The organism is Terrimonas pollutisoli (assembly GCF_029360765.1).
Classification (GTDB): domain Bacteria; phylum Bacteroidota; class Bacteroidia; order Chitinophagales; family Chitinophagaceae; genus Terrimonas_B; species Terrimonas_B pollutisoli.
Genome location: NZ_JARKNA010000005.1, coordinates 1 through 16,754 on the forward strand (window position 1 = coordinate 1; position 16,754 = coordinate 16,754).

Below are 16,754 nucleotides of genomic sequence, written 5' to 3' on the forward strand. Positions count from 1 at the left end.
TGAACTGTTGATAGGGCAAGCCGCGCAACTTGCAGGCATAGCGCATACCATATACGGTAAATTTAAAGAAGGTGGCAGATGGCGAACCATTGGACTTAACAAGATGCAGGTAATCGAGCACCTGTTCGTTGTCCAGATCAGTAGGTAGTTGCTGGTAGTGCAATGCAAGATGTGCAAGTTGCCGCGCATAATTAGTAAGAGTGCTTTTACTTTTACCACTTACATTAATAGCCCGTTCAAGATCTTTGTACAGTTGTTCAAAACCGGTTACTTTGCTACTGGCTTGTTGTACAATAGTTACATAATCTTTGGCCTTGCAACGCAGGCCGGTAGTTTGTTTGTTTTACATTTGAATATTTTTACAATGAATAATCTTGCAAAACAAAAGCCTCTGACTTTATCAGAGGCTTCACAAACTACCGAAGGTTTAGTACAACATGGGGTTTCTACTATGCTGACTGAAGAATATATACTCATCGTCCCGTTCGCTTATCACCTGTAGTTTGGGCTGAACGAATAAAGCCCAGCAACAGAATATAACATCAACTGCATTAACTTTACTCAGCAACAGTTCGGGCTGAAGAAACACGGAATATCAGCACAGCAGAAAGCCCTGACGTTAGCGGTAATGTTAAAAGACACCAAACAGACAACTAATATGACATTTTACCAAAGTGAAATAGACCGAATAAAGAAAATTTGTTTCTCCAACGAGAGACAGTTAGACGCTGTTGTTAGAACAAAACAGTATATCGACAACAATCTGGACAAGGAAGTAAATCTGGTTCTATTGGCAAATATTGGGTTCGCTTCAAAGTTTCATCTGCTCCGACTTTTTAAAAAATATTACGGAATGACGCCAAAGCAGTATATGACAGAAAAACGAATTGAAAAATCAGTCAAAAATTTAAAGAGCGGAATGACTGTAACTGAAACTTGTTTTTCGGTAGGCTTTGATTGCCCAAGTTCGTTTAGCACCCTATTTAAAACTAAAATTGGGCTTGCCCCAAGCGAATTTCAAAAAAGAGCAACTTTCACAAAGTCTTTCTAATTTCAGTTTTGGAACTTTGCTGCCTAATCATAAATAAAAAAGACAAATGAAAGTAAAAGTAACTAGTGTGCCTGTTCAAGACCAAGAGAAGGCACTGCAATTCTACACTGAAAAATTAGGCTTTATCAAGAAGTTTGACGTGCCACTTGGCGAAGGAAACAGATGGCTGACGGTAGTGAGCAAAGAAGAACCTGAAGGAACAGAAATTCTGTTAGAGCCATCACCAAATCATTTGGCAGAAGCCAAAACCTATCAGAAAGCACTTTTTGACAAAGGCATTCCTTACACTCAGTTCAATGTTGACAATGTGCAACAAGAATATGAAAGACTTGTAAGCCTTGGAGTTGAATTTAGTGTTAAGCCAACTGAAATGGGGACAGTAAAAATTTCTGTATTCAATGACACTTGCGGTAACAATATTCAAATTATTGAAATGCTTTGACAAAAAGAAACACTACCGCTAACATATAAGGCTTAAACGAAGCTTTGCGCCGGCAGTATTTCCGCCGTAGAGACTTTTTTGGGCGCAAAGGTTTGATTTAAGCCTTTGTTGAATGAAGCGACGGTAGCCGCCGGTGAGACATTATGGAATTTCAATTACGATTTCGCAGAAGAGGAGTTGCAGAAAAAGCAAGAGTCTTCTTTTTAGTAAGTGATAATTAGTATATCCTGCGGTAACTTTTCATTCCATTTCCCTTTTGATCATCTTTTTAATTCCTGTTTTTTGTTTTTGGATAGTATTTTTTTGTTGGCGGGCAACGACTATCCTGCCGCTTATTGACGGTAAAAAAAAATCATGCTATCTTTCCTTTTATCAATTCAAAAATGCGTTCAATGATTCAATGCCGGTGCATTGGCATCAAAGTGCAATAACGTAATCATCTTTCCTTTTTTGCGGCAGGGACGCAAGTCAGCATCATAATTCAATTTTTGTTTGGCAATTATTTTCCAGGAAATTTTTTTTGGCCTCACCCCCGGCCCCTCTCCACTGGATGGAGAGGGGGGTATGTCCATTTCTTTTTGCTGCACCTGCAATAAAGCGCTGTTTGCATTAGCCATAAAACCATAATAACGGATCTTCCGAAAACCCGGCGGCAGGATGTGTAAACAAAATCTTCACCGGCCGGCTCATGGCTACAGTGTAATGACATTATACAATGTATCCAGCGGGCTGTGTGCCGGTTTGGATTTTACCTGCGCCACATGCAGATAGACCAGTGTTTGAATTAAATCAGCATGACCCGGCAGATGCTGTATGGTGTGTATATCCACGCCATCTTCGAGCAAATGGGTGGCAAAGCTATGGCGCAGCGTATGCATGCTTACTTGTTTTTGAATGGAAGTTTTTGGCATCGCTTCGCTGATGATGTATTGAATACTGCGCTGTCCCATGGGCTGTCCGGGTGTGAGGCCTTCAAATAAATACAACTGGGGTTTTACCTTGCTGAGATAATGCGGCAGTTTATCGCAAAGCAGTTTTGATAATGTTACGCAACGTTGTTTGCGGCCCTTGCCATGTCGTATGTGTATCTGGCGGCGGTGCATATCCACATCGCTTATTTTAATCAATCGCAGTTCATTCATACGAAGGCCGCCTGCATAGGCAAAGGTTAATAAAAACCGGTGTTTTAAACTGACCTGCGCTTTAAACAGTTCTTTACATGCCTGGCGTGATAAAACCACCGGTAGTTTTTTTTTTTTTAAATGGGAGGCATCTGAATGGCTTTGTCTTCCATATTAAACAGGCGAAACCAGTAGCGTAATGCAAACACTGCATGTTTGAAATAAGAAAGTGAACATTTTTCATGCACCATCATGCTATAGAGATAAGCGTTGATCTCATCTACGCTGACCTGGTGCGGCACACGACTAAAGTGCAGGGCGATGTAAGCAAGGCTGCGGCTGTAGTTGGTGATAAGTCCTTTGCTGCTTTGTTCAAGCGTAGTTTTCTCTATAAATTTACCGTACGCAAGTGCAAACCCCGGCACGCCTTTTTTGGCTTGTGATAAAACAGTATTGTACTGTCTTTTTGTTGTCTTAGCTTCCATAATTTAATTTTTAAAGTGAATAAAAGCTAAGGTCAACATCTCCAACCTAAGGAAGGCTACCGGAGGTTTAGTTCAACATGCGGTGCAATAGCAGGGCTGGACGGAAGGGCAATCGGCATCTTTATTCAGCCGCAGTTCCGGGCAAACGAATCACAGAATACCCGCCCATCAGAAAGCCCTGCTCGTTAGCGGTAATGCAAAAAACCTTGCAGTTATGGTGTACAATATTTTAAACGGCGACTCCCTTGCTTACAGTTTTCCAGACGCAAAAATTGAAGGGGAGATTATTGTTGTTAGAGAAGGTCTTATTGACGGAGAATTATCAGGCGATAACCTCCATGACTTTTGGCAATCAAGAGCCAGATACATGAGAATAACAGAAGCCGAATACAATAATTCTGTTGTAAAAGAATTTGAAAAAATAATGAATGCGCCTGATAATTCAAAGTTTAATCTTTGGTTTGAGTATGACTTGTTTTGTCAGGTAAATATGTGGTTCGTTATTTCAATTATCAATAGCTTGTCAATTAAGAAAAAGGTTTTTGCCGTTTTTACTTCTTACTTAGACAAAACCAATAAACAGTTTTGGAATGCTTTTGGACCAGCAAAGTCAGATGAACTTAAAGTTTGTTATGCAGATAGAATTCCTTTAAGTGAAGCCGACATAAATTTCGGGCAAGAGTTGTGGAAAGCATACAAAAACGGTAACCTTGAAGAGTTGACAAATCTCTCAAGGCATCAATCTTCAGCTTTTCCGTATCTGCAAGAAGTAGTAAAGGCGCATGTCGACCGCTTTCCAAAAGATGGGACAAAAGGAAGACCTGAAAAAGTTATTGAAGACATCATAAAAAATATTTCTACTGATTTTCATAAAGTGTTCGAAGAATTTTGGAACCGCGAAAGCATTTATGGCTTTGGTGACACTCAATTAAAAAGTCTGTATGACAAAGTAATGCACTATCGCTAACATTGGTTCCTATGTAAAGCGGACTTCACCACATTTTCTCTTTGAAAAAATATTTTGCAAAAAAATTTGAGAAACCGAATAGTTGCACATATATTTGCAACCGATTGGTTTCTTAAAAATAATAAACAGTATGAGACGAGACATCTTCCAGGCAATAGCCGACCCCACAAGACGGGCAATCATTACCCTTATTGCATTGCAGGCAATGACACCGAACGCCATTGCTGAGAACTTTCACACTACCCGGCAATCTGTTTCTAAACACCTACGCATACTGACAGAATGCGAATTGGTGAAACAGGAATACAAAGGCAGGGAAATTTATTATTCACTTGAAATTGAAAGAATGAAAGAGATAGATAAATGGATTGAGCAGTTCCGCAAAATTTGGGAAACAAAGTTCAATCAACTCGACAAAGTATTATCAACACTTAAAAAACAAAAAAAATGACAAACAGTTTGCTATTTGATTTTACCGTTGACAAAGCAGCGAAAACGGTATTCATAACCAGGGAATTTAATGCTGACCTGTCGCTGGTATGGGACGCATTTACCAAAGCAGAAATCCTTGACCAATGGGTGGCACCTAAACCCTGGGCATCGAAAACGAAGTTTATGGATTTCAAAGTTGGCGGGCGAAGATTTTATGCGATGGTAAGCCCGGAAGGACAAGAGCGCTGGGCAATTCAGAAATACACTTCCATTAGCCCGAAAACCAATTTCAAAATGTTCAATGCTTTTGCTGACAAAGATGAAAACCCTGAATTGCCAGGTTCTGATTGGGATTACACTTTTAGCGAACAAGATGGAAAGACAAAAGTCAGTATTACTATTTACAATGAATCCCTTGCCCGCATGGAGAAGATGATTGAAATGGGCTTCACAGAAGGATTTAAGATGTCAATGATCAATCTGGAAAATCTGTTGACGACTTTATCGCAACGTTAGCTGCCATTCTTTGGCGACACTGCTAACTTAAAACAGACAAATTAAAAACAAAAACAAACTTACAAACAACAAAACACAATGAGAAAAGTAAAATTGCAAATGCAAATGACAATAAACGGATATGTTGGAGGATTAAATGGAAAAAATGACTGGATGACATGGAATCCTGATGCCGAATTTATAGAGTTCCTCAATTCTCTGCTTGATGCCTCCGACACTCTTTTACTTGGCAGAAAAACGGCGGAAAGCATTATAAAATATTGGGAGAATGAAGCAGACCAAAATCCTGCTCATCCATTTGCAAAAAAAATAGCTGCGATTCCAAAAGTTGTTTTCACCAAAACACTCGACAAATCAGCCTGGAACAACACCACTTTGGCAAAAGGGAATCTTGCAGAAGAAATTACGGGCTTAAAAAAACAAAACGGTAAAGACATCCTTGTTTTTGGCGGTGCAGGTTTTGTTTCATCACTAATAAAAAAAGGACTCATTGACGAGTATCATCTTATTGTAAATCCAACAGCTATGGGTAATGGTATGACTATTTTTAATTCACTTGACAGTATACAGAAATTTACACCGATACAATCAAAACTCTATCCAGGCGGCAAAACTGTTTTGAGCTACAAACCAAAAAATGATTGAAACTTCTAATAATCTTCGCTGCGAATTTCCATTAATTTAGCTTCGGTTTGGGCGTGACGGAATGCCATTGCCCGACTGAGTCATTCAGGCGTGGCTATCGGGATGAAAAAGGCAAAGTAAGCAACCCTTAATTTCATATTATATGAACGTACAAGAACAAATCAAAAAGTATATTACCAGCCAGCCTGAACCAAAACGCAGTGACATGCAGGAGTTGCACCGCATCATTCTTCAAGTAATGCCAGCATGTAAATTATGGTTCCTGGATGGTAAAAACAGTGAAAATAAAACTGTTTCTAATCCTAATATAGGATATGGATCTCACACCATAAAATATGCTGATGGAACAACCAGGGAGTTTTATCAAATTGGTTTGAGCGCAAACACAACCGGGATCTCTGTTTACATCCTTGGCATCAAGGATAAGACATACTTAGCCCAAACGTATGGAAAAAAACTTGGCAAGGCGAGTGTGACCGGGTATTGCATCAGGTTCAAAACTCTAAAAGATATAAACATTGATATACTTGAAGCGGCAATACGATATGGGGTTAAGGCTCAGACTGAAAAGGGTGGTCTGCTAAAATAATTAAAAATAAAACATTATTCAACGGGCTTTCAAAAGGAGGGAAATTGAAATGCCAATTGCTGACGGCCCTTTGGGTCCATATTTTGGAATGTTTGCAGACAAATTTGGTGTTCAATGGATGATGGACTTTACCCCAAAAGATAGCGGGCAAAAGTAACTGACGAAAAACAACGAACACCTAACAGACAGTTTGGCTACGCCAAACGGTGGGTCTTCGCTAATTACAAGCGTCCCGATAGCTATCGGGATGGAGAAGTTAAGACGGGTACTATTGGAGGTTAGGAGAAATAAATCCGATATGGTAGATGAGCTCAGGCTCAAAATTTTTCCGTTGACTTTAGGTAAGGGAAAAAAGCTTTTTGACAATGGCATGATCCCGGCAGCATTTACATTAACAGAAAGTACTGTTACAACAACCGGAGTGAACATAGCCTATTACAAACGGGACGGAGAAGTTAAGACGGGTACTATTGGAGGTTAGGAGAAATAAATCCGATAGCTATCGGATGAGAAAAAAATAAATCAGCACCTTTCTTCCATAGTTCTTCACAGCAACAATATTGATTGAATAGCGGAGTGCACAATGTCCCTTCCAATAGCTATCGGGAGAGTCATTGCACAGTCTCATTTTCGTAACGCATAGTTCTTCGCAGCACCCCCCGCCGGCAGGAAGGGAAAATGTATTAACTTTCTCTACAAAACTTTCGCAAATGAATATCATAATTATAATTCTACTTGTAGTGGCAGCCATTATTGCCTTGCTGTTGATCATTGCACTTTTCATGAAGAGGGAACATTACGTCAATCGTGAAATTATCATCAATGCGCCCCGGCAAAAAGTATTTGATTTTTTAAAACTGCTCAAAAACCAGGACCAATTCAACAAATGGGCAACGGCTGACAAAAAAAACAGGAAAGAAGAATTCAAAGGAACAGACGGAACAGTTGGATTTATTTACTCCTGGAGCGGAGATAAAAGCGCCGGCCAGGGAGAAAAGGAAATTAAGAACATTATTGAAGGCAAAAGAATTGAAACAGAAATCCGCTTTGTAAAACCAATGCGGGTCTCTGCCTCTGTGATCTTTGAGACAGAATCTTTATCCGATGATCAAACCAAAGTAAACCTGATCAATACAGGTACATTGAAATATCCTCTGAACATAATGATACCAATGGCAGAAAAAAAATTTCCGAAAGATATGGATGAAAGTTTGTCAAGTTTGAAAAACATTCTCGAAAAATAATCACAATAATAAAAACAATGAATCGCTAACATTGATGGGGAAACCAGCAGAAAATTTAATTTATAAACTATGAAACGGACAATATTGACAATAACACTAATTGCAACCTCATTTCTATCAGGTTTTACTTTCAAGACAATAATCTCTAACAAAAATAAAAATACAACAATGAAAAAAGTAACAGGAATAGGCGGTATTTTCTTCAAATGCAAAGACCCAAAAGCAGTTAACGAATGGTATAAAACACACCTAGGGTTTGACACAAGCCCATATGGTACAAGCTTTGAATGGCGACAAATTGATGACAGCACTAAAAAGGGGCTTACCCAGTGGAATCCTTTTGCAGAAAACACAAAATATTTTGAGCCTTCAACAAAAGACTTTATGATAAACTATAGAGTAGAGAATTTAGAAGCATTGGTTGAAGAATTGAGAAAAGAAAACGTAACTATCGTAGACAAAATTGAGACATATGATTATGGGAAATTTGTTCACGTTTTAGACATTGAAGGAAATAAAATTCAATTGTGGCAGCCTATTGATTAGAATATGATAAAATTATTGGTGAGCGAACGAAATAAAAAATGAATAACTCAAAAATGCCTACTGCTAACGTCGTATCCCTATGTAAAGCGGTACGAGAGGGATAGTTGCTGAAGTCCGAATATATCCTGGTCGACATCTTTACCGGGCTGATGAATCACGGAATACCACCGCATCGCCAATGCACGGACGTTGTGCGGCATGCATTTCCACGTATCATGAAGAGCCATGTGATGCTGAAAGCCTCGTTTCCATTGCTTACTCAGGTGGGACATTCATCGAACTAATTCAGCCCCTTTCAGGACGCAGTATATTTCAGGATTATCTTGATAAAAATCCTGCTGGTGGTGTGCACCATATAGCTTATAGCATACCAGTTGCTAATCTTGACAAAGCCATTTCCGGAATGGCGAATAAAGAGCTCCCGGTAATAACCAGCGTTAATCACCCTATTGCCAGGATTGTTTTTTTCGACACATCTAAAGAGCTTGGCGTTTTTACTGAAGTAATGGGCATTACAGAAGAAGGTGAGAAGGCAGTTCAAGAAATGAAGAGCCAAACAATATAATCTCCCTTTGGGAGTAGTAAAACAAATTGTGCTTGAGAAAAAAATAAGATCTTATGAAAAAAATAGACAAAAATATCACCAGTTCAAAGACTTTATTCCAGAGCTACTAACAAGGGGTCCTATGTATATAGTCATTAGAACCACAATTTGGGCAGACAGTTATATTCTCAACATTATCTCTTTACACTTCCTCAGTCGCGGCTTGTGTGGGATAATTCTTCGCTGATTTCGCAGAAAAAATTTGCGTAGTTAAATAGCTACACATATATTTGTAGTCAATTGGCTACGCAATGAATTTGAGACGAGACGTATTTCAGGCCATAGCAGACCCGACAAGAAGGGCTATACTGCTGCTGGTAGCCTCACAATCCATGACCGCAGGTGCAATAGCGGCAAACTTTGACACAGCAAGACCGACCGTTTCAAAACACCTGCAAATCCTCACCGAGTGTGAATTACTTGAACAAGAGTACAACGGCAGGGAGGTTTATTATCACTTCAATCCAAAAAAAATGAAAGAAATAGCAGACTTTATTGAACCATTCCGTAACATGTGGGATGACAGGTTTAATAAATTGGAAACCGCAATGAAGAAGTACAAATCAAAAAAGTAAGACACTATGGAGCGAAAAACAAAAATCCATGCCGAAGACGGCAAACAGGAATTAACGATCACAAGGGAATTTGATTTGCCATTGGAGTTACTTTTTAAAGCGTATGTAGAGGCAGAGATTGTTGAGCAATGGATGGGAACCAAAGTGCTGAAATTGGAAAATAAAAAGCATGGCAGTTATCAATTCGAAACAACCGATCCTAAAGGAAACAAACATGGGTTCAATGGGACGATCCATGAGTTTATTCCGAACCGCAAGATCACACGGACATTTGAAATGGAAAATTCGCCTTTTGAAGTCCAGCTTGAGTTCCTTGAATTTGAAAAACTTACTGACGACAGCAGCAAACTCAATATGCATGTAATCTATAGATCAGTTGCACTCAGGGACCAAATGCTGCAGTTGCCCTTTGCTCAGGGTATAAATATGGCACATAACAGAATACAGGAAATCTTAAGCAAACTTGCCTGACGGCAGGCAGGTTAAAATAACACGTCATGACAAAGAGAAATAAAATCATCTATTGGATCGCCACTATCTGGCTTGCATTAGGAATGCTATCAACCGGAATAGTACAGTTATTAAAAATGGAAGAGGAGGCAGATATGATGACACGCCTGGGTTATCCTGTCTACTTGCTGACAATACTGGGTATTTGGAAAATTTTGGGAGTTGTAGCAGTGCTTATTCCTAAATTTCCTTTACTAAAGGAATGGGCTTATGCAGGTTTTTTCATGGCCATGTCGGGGGCCGTCATTTCTCATTTAATCAGTGGAGATGAAGCCAAAGAAATTTTTGGACCAACATTATTACTGATCCTGACTGTGATATCCTGGTATTTCAGACCTGCCGATAGAAAATTAATTTTGGTTAATCAATAAAAAGAATAACATGAACCCTAAAGTTGATTGGGTTTTTAGTAAAGAGACAAAGTGGCAGAAAGAATATGAGAAATTAAGAGCGATCATTCTTAACTGCGGACTGATCGAAGAATTGAAATGGGGTTGCCCATGTTACACTTTTGAGAACACAAACATTGTATTAATACATGGATTTAAAGAATACTGTGCTCTTTTGTTTTTCAAAGGTGCATTGTTAAATGATCCCAATGGCATCCTGATCCAGCAAACGAAGAATGTGCAGTCGGCCCGGCAGATCCGGTTCACTAATGTTAAGGAAATAGTGAAGATGGAAAAGACTTTGAAAGCCTATGTCTATGAAGCCATAGAAGTGGAAAGAGCCGGATTGAAAGTGAAATTGAAAAAGACTTCAGATTTCAAAATTCCTGAAGAGTTTCAAAAGAAGTTGAACAAAAGCTCTGCATTGAAAACTGCCTTTGATGCATTGACACCGGGGCGGCAAAGAGCATACATTTTTCATTTTTCTCAACCCAAACTATCCAAAACCCGTGAAGCAAGGGTTGAAAAACACATCAAGCAAATTCTCAATGGAAAGGGATTGGATGATTAGTGACTATTCAACAGAAATAATTCATAGGTATGAACAAGATGAATAACAATAAAAAGAAGTTGTCAGCAGAACAACGTGAAGAACTACTCAACGCTTTGAAAACCCGTTTTGAGAAAAACATGAATCGCCATAAAGGTCTTGAGTGGGCTAAAGTACAGGCAAAGCTGGATGCTAATCCTGGAAAATTGTATTCGCTTAATGAAATGGAAATAACCGGCGGTGAACCGGATGTTGTTTGTCTTGATAAAAAGACCGGCGAATATGCTTTTTATGATTGCTCACCGGAAAGTCCTAAAGAAAGAAGAAGTCTTTGTTACGATCATGAAGCATTGGAAAAAAGAAAAGAACATAAACCAGAAGATAGCGCAATTAACATGGCAGCTGACATGGGCATTGAGCTTTTAACAGAGGAACAATACCGGGACTTGCAGAAACTTGGAACGTTCGATGCGAAAACATCGAGCTGGCTGAAAACACCTTCGGATATCAGGAAACTCGGTGGTGCCATCTCTGGTGAGTTCCGCTTTGGGAGTGTCTTCGTGTATGCCAACGGTGCAGAATCATATTTTGCGGCCAGGGGTTTTCGTGGCTCGCTACGAGTGTGAATTTTGCATAAGCAATCCTGTTGTGGTGTCGTGGTATTTCAGGGAACGTCATGCGCCATGCTTTGACGAAAGAGCAAACACAAATCGACTATGAAAAAACAAGTTTTGATCATCGCACTTTTAAGTGGGTTGTTAGGATTCTGTAGTTGTAACAGCAAGACAACTGACAATACATCGCAAACTCAAACCAAATCACAAGAAATGACCATCACAGTAGAAACTATGAAGCAAGTGCTTGATGGATTCAATCGCCATGACGTCGACGCAATTATGGAATTCTTCTCCGATGATTGCTCCTTAGATCTTCCAAGGGGACCTGAACCCTGGGGCCAACGCTTGATCGGCAAGGCCCAGGTACGTGAAGCCCTTGCTGGTCGCTTCAAAGGTATTCCTGATGTTCAGTATGGTGAAGACCTACATTGGATATCAGCCGATGGTAACAGGGGTGTGTCGGAATGGACACTGACAGGAACCACAACTTCGGGAGTTAAAATAAAAGTGCGGGGTTGTGATCTTTGGGAGTTTCGGAGCGGCAAAATTATCCGGAAAAATTCTTACTGGAAAATAGTTGAGTGATGAGTGCTGTGATTGGTTTCCTACTTATAAAACCCGAAAAAGCAGAGTGGAGTAACCCTTTGCCACAAGGAAGGTTTAGAGGCGTGGCTCTTCACGAAGCAATGGGGAGTTATGTTGCACATTGTAAAAGTTCTATAAAACCAAGGCCTCCTTATTGTATTTACTTCTGTATTCCAATGGCGACATTCCGGTGATCTTTCTAAATACTTCACGAAACGCTTTTATATCCGAATAGCCAACATCGTACATAACCTCATTGATTGTTTTGCGGCTGGTTTCAAATGCTTTTTTTGCCGATTCAATTTTTACTCTTTGCGCATATTCAACAGGCGTATTGCCGGTAGCTTTAATAAACCTCCTGTCAAAATTTCGTCTGCCGACAGCAAATTTCGAAGACAAATCTTCAACAGATATTTTTTCATCCACTTTACTTTCAATATAGGCCTGTGCTTTTTTCACTATTTCATCCCCGTGCTGTTTCTGACCTGTAAATATGATGAATGCCGACTGGCTTTGCCTGTCCATTTCAATCTGAAAAATTTTGGAACAATAAATTGCAGTTTGCCTGTCATAATATTTTTCTACCAAATAAATCACCAGGTTCAGAAAGGAATAGGCACCGCCATTGGTATAAATTCCATGTTCATCCGTTATCAACTGATCAGCCTGTAAATTCACTTTGGGAAACATGGTTCTGAAAGTATCCGCAGCAGACCAGTGCGTAGAGCAATTTTTTCCATCCAGCAAACCTGCCGATGCCAGCATAAATGTTCCTGTGCACATACTGGCTATTTCAGCACCCTGTTTATATTGTTGCTCAATCCAGTCAACCAGCAGTTTGTTTCCCTTGATTGCTTTTTGATAATCACGAACCAATGAAGGAATAATGATGAGATTAGTTTTGGCAATGGCGGATATGTGTGCCTGTGGATTCACTGTCAGCAAGCCATGTTCAAATTCCGCCTTTTTTGAAACACCTGCCAGTTCTATTTTAAACAATTCCTTTTTGCCGTTTTCCTTCCAATACTTATTGGCTACTGCAAATATTTCGTAAGTGCCAACTATGCATGCTATAGTGCTCAGGTTACTTTGTCCATCGGGAACAATTATGGTAATATGTTTCATCGCTGTCTTTTTACAAAGGTATAAATCCATTGTGTCCAAATCAACCCACTACAAAGTCCATTTTGCCGCCCATCCGGATAAATTTCAGACAATAGCTTTGGTGTCTGAAATATTACTGCTAAAAACAAAAAATAAAATTATGGCAGATATCAGACATAAACTAGTTATAAAAACGCTACCTGAAAAAGTGTACGAAGCCATTACAACCCAGGAAGGACTTGCAGGTTGGTGGTGTAAGCAAACCACGGCTAACCCTCAGGTTGGATTTGTAAACACATTTACATTTGGGAATTTCCCAAACGAAATGAAAGTAACTGATCTTACTCCCAATAAAAGAGTAGAATGGCAATGCATCAGTTCTATTGACGAATGGTTGGACACCAACATTTCGTTTGATTTAGAAGAAAAAGAAGGACGCACCATTTTACGGTTTGCCCACTCGGGTTGGCGGGCAGTTACGGATCTGTTTGACGGTTGTAATTATGATTGGGGACGTTTTATGACAAGCCTGAAATCTCATTGTGAAACAGGGGTTGGAACACCCTCGTAAGGTGTAATAAGAATTGAACTTGTCAACCGGCTACATACTACGGAGCCTGTTATAGCAGGAAATCATTTTTGCAGTTGGTAGTGAATTAGATATTACCGTTCAAAAACATGGAAAAGTAATTATTAATGAAATAATGCGTAAAGAGGCAAAAGAGGGTAGGGATGTATCAGAGCAACACTTTTATTGAATAGTTTTTCCCCGTTCCATCTTAGAAGAGTAAATACAAATTTTAAAAACAAACAAAAATGACAAAGCAAGACTTTTCTACTACATTGGTAGTAGACCAAACTCCGGGACAAGTATTTAACGCAATCAACAATCCTCAGCATTGGTGGTCGGGAGAAATTAATGGCAGTACAGAGAAGCTTAACGATGAGTTCACTTATCGTTATAAAGAACTTCATTTTTCAAAGCAAAGAATAGTTGATATGATTCCTGATCAAAAAGTAGTATGGCTTGTTACTGAAAGCATAATTAATTATGCTGAAGACAAAAAAGAATGGACCGGCACAAAAATTAGTTTTGAAATCTCTGAACAGGATAACAAAACTCATCTCCGTTTTACTCATTTGGGATTAGATCCCCAAATTGAATGTTTCGATAGCTGTTCAAATTCATGGAGCCAACTTATTCAGCAAAGTTTATTTAGTTTGATTGCCACAGGTAAAGGCAAGAAGCTTGTTTTAGGATGAAGCTTTAAGGAGTTAAACGATCATTACGAGTTCAAATGATTTACTTACTTCTACAAAAAATAGCAATCCTTTCAGAAATGCAAGCATCAGAAATGCAGCTGTATTTCATTGGGGACGGCTACGGGCAAGTTTAAAATCCCTTTGTGAAACCGGAACACCTGCTTAAAAAAGAATAATTACTAAATCAACAAAAGATAAACAATGATAAAAGAACAAAAAAGGGCATTGACAACTCAGGAAGTTGCCGCCCGATTCCATGAACTTGCCCAACAAGAAAAATGGTTTGAAATACAGGATGAATTTTTTTCGGAAAATGTCAGAAGCATAGACCCTCCCGATTCACCTTATTTTGGGTATGCAGAAGGTAAGGCTGCAGTTCGCAAAAAAGGTGAGGACTGGGTAAAACGTGTTGAAGCAGCACATAAACTTTATACTACTGAACCTGTAGTAGGTGGTAATCATTTTGCCGTAGGCAGGGAAGTAGATATTACTGTACAAAAATCAGGAAGAATACAGCTCAATGAGATTATGCTGTATGAAGTGAAAGACGGCCAGATTGTATCAGAGCAATTCTTTTATTGAGAAATCGTTTCTAAGCATTTTACACCCCAGCCAGGTAATAGGCAACAAAAACACAACTAATCAAAAAGAAATAACTATGACAACAACAGATTTTACCACTACACTCGTGGTTGACCAAACTCCGGAAGAAGTATTCAATGCCATCAATAATGTTCGGGGATGGTGGTCGGAAGAAATTGAAGGCGGTACAGCCAAGCTTAATGATGAATTTAAATATCATTACGAGGACATTCATCTTTGCAAGGTGAAACTAATCGAAGTTGTTCCGGATAAAAAAGTAGTTTGGAAAATATTGGACAACCACTTCAACTTCACAAAAGACAAAACCGAGTGGGTCGATACAAAAGTCAGCTTTGAAATTTCGAGGCAGGGCGACAAAACCCAACTTGTGTTTACGCACATCGGTCTTGTTCCCGAATACGAGTGTTATGAAGCTTGCCGCCAGGGATGGACACACTACATACAAAACAGTCTTAACAATCTGATCCAAACAGGCAAAGGTCAACCTAACGCCACCGGCACGCCAAGAACAGAAACCGAAAAGAAGCTTGTGTCTTCGAACTAATGAAGTTCATAAAAAATCATGATTATGGCTAACAAAAAAAATATGAACAACAACAATTTCAGTACTACCCTGGTGTTGGAACAAACACCTGAAGAAGTGTTTAATGCCATCAATAATGTTCGCGGATGGTGGTCAGGATTGTACTCCGAAGAAATTAAAGGGAATACAGAAAAACTAAATGATGAGTTTAGTTTTCATGCCGGAGGAGGTGCTCATTATTCCAAACAAAAATTAATTGAAGTAATCCCCGGCAAAAAAGTTGTTTGGCTTGTTACCGACAGCGAACTTACTTTCCTTGAAAAGAAAAATGAGTGGACAGGCACGAAAATTATTTTTGAAATTTCTAAAAAGGACGGCAAAACCCAGGTCGTCTTTACTCACGAAGGCTTAGTTCCCGAAATTGAATGTTACGATGCCTGCTCACATGCATGGTCCATGTATGTGCAGGAGAAATTATTGCCGCTGATAACAACAGGTAAAGAACAACCAGGCAAGAATGTAAAAGAAACAAAAGCACAAGTAAACCAGTAAATAATAATTACAATGACAACAAACATAACAGCGCTGACAATGTGGATGAGAAGGTTTCATACACTGGCAGTAATTACGGGTCTATTCTTCTCACTGGCAGCGAACGCACAAACTAAGCAGACCCACAAGGCAATGAATAAAATTCAGGCGCTGCCACGAGATTTGGAAGTTCAACTTGCCCTCAGTGCACTTCCGCCGCATCTCAGAGATAGTGCAACCGTGTATGTTTTAAACCCTGACAAGGGCTTCGAACTTGTCCGTAAGGGCTCAAATGGATTTCACACTTTTGTTGCCCGAACAGGTGATGATGCAATGAGAGGATCATGGCCGTTAAAAGAATATAGAGATGATATTCTTTATCCGATTTCCTTTGATGAAGCGGGTGTCAAGGCACAAATGCCCGTCTTTTTTGACATCGCAGAAATGCAGGCCAAAGGCACTCCTCCGGAGGAACTAAAAAAAATCATACAGGACCGCTTCAAAAAACATTATTACAAAGCACCGGAACGGGCAGGTCTCTCTTACATGCTTTCCCCGATACTTAGAACATATACGAACCCGGACGAAAACGATAACGTGGTAACAGCTAGCGTTCCGCATGTTATGCACTATGCACCCAATGTGACAAATCATGATGTCGGTGGAAAACCAGAACCCGGAGGCAAATATCCTTTTGTAATATTACACGGGCCACATGGATACAACATCCAGTTCCTGGGACAAACGGAAAAAGAGGCCTTAAGAAAAGAGTATGAAGAAATGCTTACACGGCTTTGCGAAATAAATAAAGAGTGGTGCTTGTCAGTAGCGGTATTTAAATGAAGTGCTATCCCGGTAATAA

General features: G+C 39.6%; 27 protein-coding genes and 1 pseudogene. 24 read left to right on the forward strand and 4 right to left on the reverse strand.

Annotated elements, in window-relative coordinates; translation table 11 throughout:
* Positions 1–658 precede the first annotated feature (658 nt).
* Positions 659–1,051 (forward strand): helix-turn-helix domain-containing protein, encoded by a 393-nt coding sequence (locus tag P2W73_RS10485; RefSeq protein WP_276501985.1) that lies wholly within the window; start codon positions 659–661, stop codon positions 1,049–1,051.
* Positions 1,052–1,097: 46 nt separating this feature from the next.
* On the forward strand, positions 1,098–1,493 hold the full coding sequence (locus P2W73_RS10490) for a VOC family protein (RefSeq protein WP_276501986.1): 396 nt from the start codon (positions 1,098–1,100) through the stop codon (positions 1,491–1,493).
* 389 nt (positions 1,494–1,882) lie between these two features.
* Here the strand turns inward: P2W73_RS10490 and P2W73_RS10495 are convergent.
* From P2W73_RS10495 to P2W73_RS10505, 3 genes and pseudogenes are all read right to left on the reverse strand, one after another.
* Positions 1,883–2,161: pseudogene (locus P2W73_RS10495) on the reverse strand (transposase); the annotation flags it as partial.
* 24 nt (positions 2,162–2,185) lie between these two features.
* Positions 2,186–2,734, reverse strand: a complete 549-nt coding sequence (locus P2W73_RS10500; RefSeq protein WP_276501987.1) for a tyrosine-type recombinase/integrase — start codon at positions 2,732–2,734, stop codon at positions 2,186–2,188.
* Between the two features lie 17 nt (positions 2,735–2,751).
* Positions 2,752–3,099: a phage integrase N-terminal SAM-like domain-containing protein gene (locus P2W73_RS10505; RefSeq protein WP_276501988.1), complete on the reverse strand. Its 348-nt coding sequence runs from the start codon at positions 3,097–3,099 to the stop codon at positions 2,752–2,754.
* Positions 3,100–3,316: 217 nt separating this feature from the next.
* Here P2W73_RS10505 and P2W73_RS10510 point away from each other — a divergent pair, with 217 nt between their 5' ends.
* The 15 genes from P2W73_RS10510 (at position 3,317) to P2W73_RS10580 (ending at position 11,868) form a co-directional block, all read left to right on the forward strand.
* Positions 3,317–4,066 carry a hypothetical protein gene (locus P2W73_RS10510; RefSeq protein ID WP_276501989.1) on the forward strand — a complete coding sequence of 250 codons (750 nt, stop codon included), beginning with the start codon at positions 3,317–3,319 and terminating at the stop codon, positions 4,064–4,066.
* Between the two features lie 130 nt (positions 4,067–4,196).
* Positions 4,197–4,517, forward strand: coding sequence for an ArsR/SmtB family transcription factor (locus P2W73_RS10515; RefSeq protein ID WP_276501990.1), 321 nt, complete (start codon positions 4,197–4,199; stop codon positions 4,515–4,517).
* Positions 4,514–5,014, forward strand: coding sequence for an SRPBCC family protein (locus tag P2W73_RS10520; RefSeq protein ID WP_276501991.1), 501 nt, complete (start codon positions 4,514–4,516; stop codon positions 5,012–5,014). Before P2W73_RS10515 ends, P2W73_RS10520 begins: the two co-directional genes overlap by 4 nt.
* A gap of 78 nt (positions 5,015–5,092) precedes the next feature.
* The gene (locus P2W73_RS10525) at positions 5,093–5,659 is read left to right on the forward strand and encodes a dihydrofolate reductase family protein (RefSeq protein WP_276501992.1); all 567 of its coding nucleotides are present in this window, start codon (positions 5,093–5,095) and stop codon (positions 5,657–5,659) included.
* 142 nt (positions 5,660–5,801) lie between these two features.
* Positions 5,802–6,248 (forward strand): DUF1801 domain-containing protein, encoded by a 447-nt coding sequence (locus P2W73_RS10530; protein WP_276501993.1) that lies wholly within the window; start codon positions 5,802–5,804, stop codon positions 6,246–6,248.
* A gap of 190 nt (positions 6,249–6,438) precedes the next feature.
* Positions 6,439–6,729 carry a dihydrofolate reductase family protein gene (locus P2W73_RS10535; RefSeq protein ID WP_276501994.1) on the forward strand — a complete coding sequence of 97 codons (291 nt, stop codon included), beginning with the start codon at positions 6,439–6,441 and terminating at the stop codon, positions 6,727–6,729.
* A gap of 229 nt (positions 6,730–6,958) precedes the next feature.
* Complete coding sequence (locus P2W73_RS10540; RefSeq protein WP_276501995.1) at positions 6,959–7,492, forward strand: SRPBCC family protein; 534 nt, start codon at positions 6,959–6,961, stop codon at positions 7,490–7,492.
* 168 nt (positions 7,493–7,660) lie between these two features.
* On the forward strand, positions 7,661–8,038 hold the full coding sequence (locus P2W73_RS10545; protein WP_276501996.1) for a VOC family protein: 378 nt from the start codon (positions 7,661–7,663) through the stop codon (positions 8,036–8,038).
* A 178-nt stretch (positions 8,039–8,216) separates the two neighbouring features.
* Entirely contained in the window at positions 8,217–8,603 is a 387-nt protein-coding gene (locus P2W73_RS10550) for a VOC family protein (protein WP_276501997.1), read from the forward strand.
* 290 nt (positions 8,604–8,893) lie between these two features.
* A complete protein-coding gene (locus P2W73_RS10555) occupies positions 8,894–9,217 on the forward strand; it encodes an ArsR/SmtB family transcription factor (RefSeq protein WP_276501998.1) in 324 nt (107 codons plus the stop codon).
* A 6-nt stretch (positions 9,218–9,223) separates the two neighbouring features.
* Entirely contained in the window at positions 9,224–9,688 is a 465-nt protein-coding gene (locus tag P2W73_RS10560; RefSeq protein ID WP_276501999.1) for an SRPBCC family protein, read from the forward strand.
* A 26-nt stretch (positions 9,689–9,714) separates the two neighbouring features.
* Positions 9,715–10,098: a DoxX family protein gene (locus tag P2W73_RS10565; RefSeq protein ID WP_276502000.1), complete on the forward strand. Its 384-nt coding sequence runs from the start codon at positions 9,715–9,717 to the stop codon at positions 10,096–10,098.
* Between the two features lie 10 nt (positions 10,099–10,108).
* Complete coding sequence (locus P2W73_RS10570) at positions 10,109–10,687, forward strand: YdeI/OmpD-associated family protein (RefSeq protein ID WP_276502001.1); 579 nt, start codon at positions 10,109–10,111, stop codon at positions 10,685–10,687.
* Between the two features lie 29 nt (positions 10,688–10,716).
* Positions 10,717–11,292, forward strand: coding sequence for a DUF4256 domain-containing protein (locus P2W73_RS10575; RefSeq protein ID WP_276502002.1), 576 nt, complete (start codon positions 10,717–10,719; stop codon positions 11,290–11,292).
* Positions 11,293–11,382: 90 nt separating this feature from the next.
* Complete coding sequence (locus P2W73_RS10580) at positions 11,383–11,868, forward strand: nuclear transport factor 2 family protein (protein ID WP_276502003.1); 486 nt, start codon at positions 11,383–11,385, stop codon at positions 11,866–11,868.
* A 132-nt stretch (positions 11,869–12,000) separates the two neighbouring features.
* Here P2W73_RS10580 and P2W73_RS10585 read toward each other — a convergent pair whose 3' ends face one another.
* Complete coding sequence (locus tag P2W73_RS10585; protein WP_276502004.1) at positions 12,001–12,993, reverse strand: GlxA family transcriptional regulator; 993 nt, start codon at positions 12,991–12,993, stop codon at positions 12,001–12,003.
* Positions 12,994–13,132: 139 nt separating this feature from the next.
* Between P2W73_RS10585 and P2W73_RS10590 the strand changes: the two genes are divergently transcribed.
* The 7 genes from P2W73_RS10590 to P2W73_RS10615 all read left to right on the forward strand — a co-directional run bounded on the left by P2W73_RS10590 (position 13,133) and on the right by P2W73_RS10615 (position 16,735).
* On the forward strand, positions 13,133–13,543 hold the full coding sequence (locus tag P2W73_RS10590; protein WP_276502005.1) for an SRPBCC family protein: 411 nt from the start codon (positions 13,133–13,135) through the stop codon (positions 13,541–13,543).
* Between the two features lie 121 nt (positions 13,544–13,664).
* Positions 13,665–13,730 (forward strand): hypothetical protein, encoded by a 66-nt coding sequence (locus P2W73_RS26500; RefSeq protein ID WP_369127522.1) that lies wholly within the window; start codon positions 13,665–13,667, stop codon positions 13,728–13,730.
* 58 nt (positions 13,731–13,788) lie between these two features.
* Positions 13,789–14,235, forward strand: coding sequence for an SRPBCC family protein (locus P2W73_RS10595; protein WP_276502006.1), 447 nt, complete (start codon positions 13,789–13,791; stop codon positions 14,233–14,235).
* A 201-nt stretch (positions 14,236–14,436) separates the two neighbouring features.
* A complete protein-coding gene (locus P2W73_RS10600; RefSeq protein WP_276502007.1) occupies positions 14,437–14,817 on the forward strand; it encodes a nuclear transport factor 2 family protein in 381 nt (126 codons plus the stop codon).
* 76 nt (positions 14,818–14,893) lie between these two features.
* Positions 14,894–15,382, forward strand: a complete 489-nt coding sequence (locus P2W73_RS10605) for an SRPBCC family protein (RefSeq protein ID WP_276502008.1) — start codon at positions 14,894–14,896, stop codon at positions 15,380–15,382.
* 24 nt (positions 15,383–15,406) lie between these two features.
* Positions 15,407–15,913: an SRPBCC family protein gene (locus P2W73_RS10610; protein ID WP_276502009.1), complete on the forward strand. Its 507-nt coding sequence runs from the start codon at positions 15,407–15,409 to the stop codon at positions 15,911–15,913.
* Between the two features lie 12 nt (positions 15,914–15,925).
* Positions 15,926–16,735 (forward strand): hypothetical protein, encoded by an 810-nt coding sequence (locus tag P2W73_RS10615; RefSeq protein ID WP_276502010.1) that lies wholly within the window; start codon positions 15,926–15,928, stop codon positions 16,733–16,735.
* Positions 16,736–16,754: the final 19 nt, after the last annotated feature.